This is a genomic window from Schwartzia sp. (in: firmicutes), assembly GCF_978017985.1.
This window is the reverse complement of record NZ_CDXDFU010000123.1, coordinates 1-7,118: the sequence shown is the minus strand read 5'-3', so window position 1 is coordinate 7,118 and position 7,118 is coordinate 1. Positions and strand designations below refer to the sequence as shown.

Annotated in this window: 8 protein-coding genes, 1 pseudogene and 1 other annotated feature; all 9 genes and pseudogenes read left to right on the top strand. The window is 45.1% G+C overall.

Annotation, left to right across the window (positions count from 1 at the left end; all coding sequences use genetic code 11):
• Positions 1–505: pseudogene (locus tag ACY69O_RS05650) on the top strand (signal recognition particle protein); the annotation flags it as partial.
• A 33-nt stretch (positions 506–538) separates the two neighbouring features.
• Complete coding sequence (gene rpsP / locus ACY69O_RS05645) at positions 539–814, top strand: 30S ribosomal protein S16 (protein ID WP_462332490.1); 276 nt, start codon at positions 539–541, stop codon at positions 812–814.
• Positions 815–830: 16 nt separating this feature from the next.
• Positions 831–1,058 (top strand): KH domain-containing protein, encoded by a 228-nt coding sequence (locus tag ACY69O_RS05640; protein WP_462332489.1) that lies wholly within the window; start codon positions 831–833, stop codon positions 1,056–1,058.
• A 73-nt stretch (positions 1,059–1,131) separates the two neighbouring features.
• A complete protein-coding gene (locus ACY69O_RS05635; protein ID WP_462332488.1) occupies positions 1,132–1,539 on the top strand; it encodes a YlqD family protein in 408 nt (135 codons plus the stop codon).
• Complete coding sequence (gene rimM / locus ACY69O_RS05630; RefSeq protein WP_462332487.1) at positions 1,511–2,032, top strand: ribosome maturation factor RimM; 522 nt, start codon at positions 1,511–1,513, stop codon at positions 2,030–2,032. Before ACY69O_RS05635 ends, rimM begins: the two co-directional genes overlap by 29 nt.
• Positions 2,032–2,769, top strand: coding sequence for a tRNA (guanosine(37)-N1)-methyltransferase TrmD (trmD, locus tag ACY69O_RS05625; RefSeq protein WP_462332486.1), 738 nt, complete (start codon positions 2,032–2,034; stop codon positions 2,767–2,769). The genes rimM and trmD overlap by 1 nt, the downstream gene beginning before the upstream one ends.
• Before the next feature lie 96 nt (positions 2,770–2,865).
• Positions 2,866–3,486, top strand: a complete 621-nt coding sequence (locus ACY69O_RS05620; RefSeq protein ID WP_462332485.1) for a peptidoglycan-binding protein — start codon at positions 2,866–2,868, stop codon at positions 3,484–3,486.
• 101 nt (positions 3,487–3,587) lie between these two features.
• Positions 3,588–5,978 carry a replication restart helicase PriA gene (gene priA / locus ACY69O_RS05615; RefSeq protein ID WP_462332484.1) on the top strand — a complete coding sequence of 797 codons (2,391 nt, stop codon included), beginning with the start codon at positions 3,588–3,590 and terminating at the stop codon, positions 5,976–5,978.
• 54 nt (positions 5,979–6,032) lie between these two features.
• Positions 6,033–6,228: a binding site (T-box leader), on the top strand.
• Positions 6,229–6,277: 49 nt separating this feature from the next.
• Positions 6,278–7,118, top strand: an 841-nt coding sequence (gene pheS / locus ACY69O_RS05610) for a phenylalanine--tRNA ligase subunit alpha (RefSeq protein ID WP_462332483.1), incomplete at its 3' end; no start/stop codon positions are given.

Genomic DNA, 7,118 nt, shown 5'->3' with positions numbered 1-7,118 from the left:
GTTCTATCCTGACCGTATGGCTTCCAGAATCCTCGGTATGGGTGATGTGCTTTCCCTGATTGAGAAAGCGCAGGATGTCTATGACATCGAAACAGCTCAGAAGATGGAGAAAAAGTTCCGCAAGGACGAGTTCACTCTGGATGATTTCCTTGACCAGCTTCAGCAGGTCAGAAAGATGGGTTCATTTGAGCAGATCCTCGGTATGCTTCCGGGTATGGGAAATATCAAGAAACAGCTCGAAGGTGTGGATGTTGACTTCAACGGCAAGGAAATAAAGCATGTCGAAGCAATTATCCGTTCCATGACGCCGAAGGAACGCGCGGATATATCCGTCATTAACGGAAGCCGCCGCAAGCGTATTGCTCTCGGCAGCGGTACACGTGTGCAGGATGTCAATAAAGTCATTAAGCAGTTTGCTGAAATGAAAAAAATGATGAAGAAAATGAAAAAAATGCAAAAGAGTCCTATGGGCTTAGGAAGATTCAAGCTTCCGTTTATGCATTGAATATTTACACTACCTTAAGGAGGTGAATTTATAATGGCAGTTAAAATTCGTTTGAATCGCATGGGTGCTAAAAAACATCCGTTCTATCGCATTGTTGTTGCTGATTCCCGCGCTCCGCGTGACGGCCGTTTCATTGAGATTCTTGGAAACTATGATTCCACGAAGGATCCTGCAGTTGTCAATGTTGATGAAGCAAAGGCACTCGAGTGGATGCAGAAAGGTGCTCAGCCGACAGATACGGTTCGTTCCTTGCTGAAGAAACAGGGTATTATGGCTAAATTCGATGCTTTGAAGCATGCGAAGAAATAAGAAAGAGGATATCCACATGAAAGAGATTGTCGAGATTATAGCCAAATCGTTAGTTGACCATCCTGATCAAGTCGTAATTGACGAAAAAGATGGTGGACACATGACGGTCTTTGAATTACATGTTGCCCCTGATGATATGGGTAAGGTCATCGGTAAGCAGGGAAAGATTGCTAAGGCGATGCGCACGGTCGTTAAGGCTGCTGCTACCCGTCAGAACAAAAAGGTAACTGTGGAAATTTGTTGAAAGACGCGGCTGTGTTTCCTATTTGGGAGCAAGGCCGCTGTTTTTCTATTCAAATATGAAAAGAGGAAACGTTATGGATAGTATTAAAGTTAAAATGCCTGTTACTATCAAGGCAAAGCTGACAGAGAAGTTAAAGAAAAGAATTATTGACGATTTGACAAAGAATATTGAACAGGTAAACCTGGAACTGCAGCAGATTGATATAGAGGAAAAACGTGTAATCAATGAGCAGGCTCAGAATAATCTCCAGAATCTGCAGGCAATCCGCCAGCATTTCGGCATTGAGCGCCAGAAACGCGAGGAGTTCAAGGCTGAGGCTGAGCACAAGCTGGAAGATACAAAGAAGCTTGCTATTGGCGCCGAGATCATTCAGGGAACTCTCGAGCACTTGGTTGAGTTGAAGGTCGGCAGCAATATGCGCGAATTGATGAATGTTGAGGTTTTGGTAGAAGATGACATTATCGTCGCAATCCGCAGCTAAAAATAATATTGTCATTGGCAAAATTGGGGCTCCTCATGGTGTTCATGGGGAGCTGAAGGTTGTTCCTATCACGGATTACCCTGGGCGTTTTAAGGGCATGAAAAAGGTGTTTGTCGATGATGAGTCGATGGATATTAAATCCGTCAGATATCAGAATGACCGTATTTTGATGATGTTCAGCGGCTATGATTCACGCGAAAAGGCTGCAACACTTACGGGGCGTATGCTTTCCGTGGAGAGAACGGAAGCAGTTCCTCTGGAAGAGGATGAATACTACACCTTTGATATTCTCGGACTTAATGTAGAGACAGAGGACGGAAAAGCTCTCGGACGTGTTGTTGACGTTCTGCAGCCCGGAAGCAATGATGTGTATGTGGTAGAGTCACCGGACAGTGTTGAACCGATTTTGATTCCTGCGCTGAAGTCGGTAGTTAAAAAAATATCTATAGCAGACGGGAAAATGATTGTTAAGCTACAGGAAGTGTTGGAATAATGCGTATTGATATTCTGACGTTATTCCCGGCAATGTTTGAGGGGCCGTTTACCGAAAGCATACTTAAACGGTCAATCGAGCAGGGAATACTTGATATTCATTTAACTAACTTCAGAAATTTTGCGTACGACAAGCACAGACAGGTAGATGATTCTCCTTTTGGAGGCGGAAGCGGTATGGTTTTGAAACCAGAACCGCTTTTTCGTGCTGTTCAGCATGTTAAAGCACAGTCTGCGGCACAAAAGAAGCGTGTTGTTTTGTTGAGTCCCAACGGAGTTACTTTTACGCAGAATAAGGCGAAGGAGCTTGCGGAATATGAGCAGCTGATTTTAATCTGCGGTCATTATGAGGGGTTTGACGCACGTATAGAACATAATCTGGCTGATGAGGCTGTTTCGATTGGTGACTATGTGCTGACAGGCGGAGAGCTGCCGGCAATGGTTATGGTTGATACTATCGCAAGAATGCTTCCGGGAGTCCTTGGCTCTGCGGAATCGGCGGTTACTGATTCTTTTTATGATTCGATTCTGGAGTTTCCGCAGTACACCCGTCCGCGTTCATATATGGGGATGGATGTTCCTGAGGTGCTGTTTTCGGGAGACCATGCCAAGATTGCTGCATGGAGAAAACAACAGGCTTTGTTGGAGACCATAAAGAATCGTCCTGACCTGCTTGAAAATTACACCCTTGACGATGAAGAGAAAAAGTTCCTGGAATCCTTGAAACAACAGGATTAACTGCTCTTCGGTCATGAAGTTTTTTGACTGTTTTGAATAATCCCGCTATAATTAACATGTGTGATTTAGAATAACAATTACGGCGGGGTGTTAGAAGTGAGAAAAAAGATTGCGTTGTTTTTTTCGATACTGACTGTTGTATTATTGGTGGTGTCTTCCAGCACTTACGCCGCCGGGAAAATGCTTGTGAAGCAGGGTTCCCGTGGTGAAGCTGTTAAGCAGGTGCAGGAGCTTTTGATTGAGAAAGGCTTTTTGACAGGAAAGGCAGACGGCATTTGTGGAAAAATGACCGTCGAAGCCATAAAGGTCTTTCAGCAGGAAAATCATTTAGAGGTGGACGGTATTTGCGGCCCTGAAACTTTTGAGGCTTTGAAGAAAGCACCGCATCATGATCCGAAGGCAGTCCCGGAGCAGCATCATCCTCATAAGGGTGAAGCGGTGTATGTGGAGGCTACGGCGTACAGCGCGTATGACCCCGGAAACGGGCCGAACACAGCAAGCGGCACTCCTGTAAGACATGGTGTTATTGCAGTAGACCCGTCCTTTATTCCTTTGGGTTCCAAGGTATATATTCCCGGCTACGGCGAAGCTGTGGCGGAGGATATCGGCTGGGGAATCAAGGGAAACATTATAGATATCGCTTTTGATTCACATGAAGAAGCGTTGATGTTCGGAAGACAGGAGCTTGAAATTTACATCATTGAATATGGTGAATAATACTTAGGCATATAGGCTTTTAACACATGATTCCTGTGTTAAAAGCCTTTTCTTCACAAATCTTTTGGAGGAAATCTGATTTGTATATAGCAGATGTTTATGTGAACTTACCTGTAAAAAGCATAGCCCGGGCTTATTCGTATATCATACCCGAAGACAAGCTTTTCCTCGATGTAGGATGGCGCGTTGTTGTTCCTTTCCACGGCCGTGCAACGGAGGGCTTTATACTTAATAAGTATGAGGTTGAAAGCACGGAAAGACCGTTGAAAAAAATCACCGATGTGCTGGACGACGAGGCTTGGTTTCCTGCTGAAATAATACAGGCCGCCTCAAAGCTTGCGACGTTTTATTTATGCTCGCTGGCTGAGATTATGCGCCTTTTTATGCCGGGTAAAAGCGGAGCAAAAATAAGCTGTGTATATGAAGTGAATGAAGATATAAGCTCATGCAGCTATTCTGATGAAGACGCCGAGAAAAAAATACTGGATTTTCTCAAAGAGCAGGGCAATGCTTCAAAAAACAGGCTGATAAAGCTGCTTTCTGATGAGTCTGTCGAGTCTATGCTTGAGAAAATGTGCAAGCGCGATGAAATAAAACGTGTATATAACGTCACGAAAAAATCAAAGGAACGTTTTGAGAAATTTATCTGTCCGCAGATAGAAATCACAGATACGCTGATTCAGGAAAAATTCAAGGGAAAGCCTGCACAGCAAAAAATACTGCGACTACTCAAGGGCTGTGATTCTGTTCCTTTGAAATACGTAAAAGAACAGGGAATTTCAACAGTGCCGTTGAAGGCATTGGCTGAAATGAACTGCATAAAGTACGTAGAGAAAAGAGTACTGCGGGACAGCTATCAGGACTTTTCTTTCGCCCAAAATGCAAAAGAAATAGAGCTTACGCCTGCTCAGGGAAATATTATTGACAATGTCAGGCCGCATATTGATTCGAAGCAGTATTTTATGGCTTTGATTCATGGTGTTACGGGAAGCGGCAAGACACAGGTGTATGTTGAGTTGACGAAGCTGGCACGTAAACAGGGACGGCAGGTAATTGTTCTTGTTCCTGAGATAGCTCTGACAGGGCAGATCGTGAAGGTTTTTAAGCAAAACTTTTCCGAGGATATAGTAGTAATCCACAGTCAGCTTTCCGTGTCGGAGAGGAACGATTCTTTTTACAGGTTTCGTCACGGGCAGGCAAATATCGCAATAGGTGCCAGGTCGGCGCTTTTTCTGACACCTGAAAATCTCGGGCTTATTATCATTGATGAGGAGCAGGACCCCTCATATAAGCAGGATGAAGCACCGAGGTATCACGCCCGTGTTGTGGCGGAAATGCTGGCTAAAGCATATAACTGTACTTTGATTCTGGGAAGCGCGACGCCTTCTCTTGAATCGTATTATCAAACACAGCTTGGAAAAATTGAGCGTTTTGAAATGCCCGAGCGTGTTGGGAACAGGCCAATGCCTGTGGTTTATCCCGTTGATATGCGCATGGAGCTCAAAAGGGGCAACAGAAAGATACTTTCCAATGACATGATGAGGCTTATAAGGGAAACTATTCAGCAGGGTCAGCAGATGATTCTGATGCTGAACCGCAGGGGTTTTTCAACCTTTATCATGTGCAGGGAATGCGGTCATGTTATAAAATGTCCTGACTGCGGACTGCCTATGGTATACCATAAGGCTAATACGCTCATGTGTCATCATTGTGATACACACATGCATCCGCCAACAATCTGTCCGCAATGCGGAAGTACCTATATAAGATATTTTGGTTCAGGAACGGAAAAGCTGGAGAGTGAATTAAAGGAGCTTGTACCTGAAGCCAGAGTCGTAAGACTGGACAGGGATACAACGCAGAGGAAGTTTTCCCAGACGGAAATACTCACTGCATTCAGTGAAGGGAAATACGATATACTGCTGGGAACGCAGATGGTGGCAAAGGGACATGATGTACCGAATGTAACGGCATCGGGAATTTTAAGTGCTGACGCGGCGCTGAATCTTCCTGATTTCCGTGCTGCGGAAAGGTGCTTTATGCTTATAGCGCAGACTGCGGGACGTTCAGGCAGAGGAGAAATCCCGGGCAAGGTTCTGGTGCAGTGCTACAATCCTGAGCACTATGCTGTCCAATGTGCCTGCAGGCAGGATTATCATGCTTTTTATGAGCATGAAATAGAGATACGCAAGGCGTTGTATTATCCGCCATTCTGCCGCCTGATTAAGCTGACCTTTGTGGGCGATGCCGAGGATGAAACAAGGAAAAGAGCCGAGATGCTCAAAAATAAATTCGTATCGTATTTCTCAGGCAGAGCCGAGCAGCAGATAATCGGGCCCGCGCCTGATACGATACCTGTCTTTCGGGGACGGTATCGCTTCAATCTTGTGATTAAGGCAGGCAGATATCTGGATACGCTTCAGTTCATGAGAGACAATAACCTGCACGAAGATACAAATGTTTTAATTGATATTGACCCGATTAACATTTGAGCTATGATTAATTGCTTTTTCGGGTAATCTATATTATAATCTTACAATATAGTGAAAACAGCAATGAAGAAGAGAGTAGATTCGTTGAGGCGTTCAGAGAGTCCGGGATGCTGTGAACCGGGCCGTTGAAGCGGATTGAAGTTCACTTTGGAGCTTGGCAGTGAAGCAGCAGTAGTTGTCACGTTGGCGGCGTTAACGCGTTTGAGTATCAATTAGGGTGGTACCGCGGAATAAAGCTTTCGCCCCTTGCAGGGGGCGGAGGCTGTTTTTATTTTTGTGATTAAATCAGGAGGTTGTGTATGGAAGAGAAAATTGCCCGCTTAAAACAGGAAGCGGCTGAGGTAATAAGAAAACATGTTGATAGCTTATCGCAGTTGAATGATATCAGAGTTCAGTATCTTGGAAAAAAAGGTGAAATCACCAGCCTTCTCAGAGGATTGGGACAGCTAAGCAAGGAGGACCGTCCGCGTATCGGACAGATTGTAAACGAGGCCCGTGCTCAGCTGGAGGCTTTGATTGAGGAAAAGAATGCACAGTTGAAGGCTGCAGAGCTGCAGCAGAAGCTGGATAACGAGAAGATTGATATTACTCTGCCGGGCAGAAAAGCGTGGGCAGGTCATCTCCATCCGTTGACGCTCACTTTGAACAGAATCAAGAGCATTTTTATGGATATGGGATTTTCTGTTGAAGAAGGTCCTGAAATCGAGACTGATTATTACGATTTTGAAGCATTGAATCTTCCTAAAGACCATCCGGCACGCGATATGCAGGATTCCTTCTACATCACGGAAGATATTTTGATGCGTACGCAGACTTCCCCGGTACAGGCACGTACCATGGAGGCTCATGAGCCCAACAGTCCGATTCGTATGATTGCCCCGGGCCGCGTATATAGAAGAGATGATTATGATGCAACTCACTCGCCTATGTTTACACAGGTAGAGGGCCTTGTTATTGACGAGGGCATCTGCTTCTCTGATTTGAAGGGAACGCTGGAGTTGTTCCTGCATAAGATTTTCAATGAAAATATCGGAGTACGTTTCCGTCCGAGCTTTTTCCCGTTCACGGAACCAAGTGCTGAGGTCGATATTTCCTGCGTAATGTGCCATGGTCAGGGCTGCCGTGTTTGTAAGGGCACAG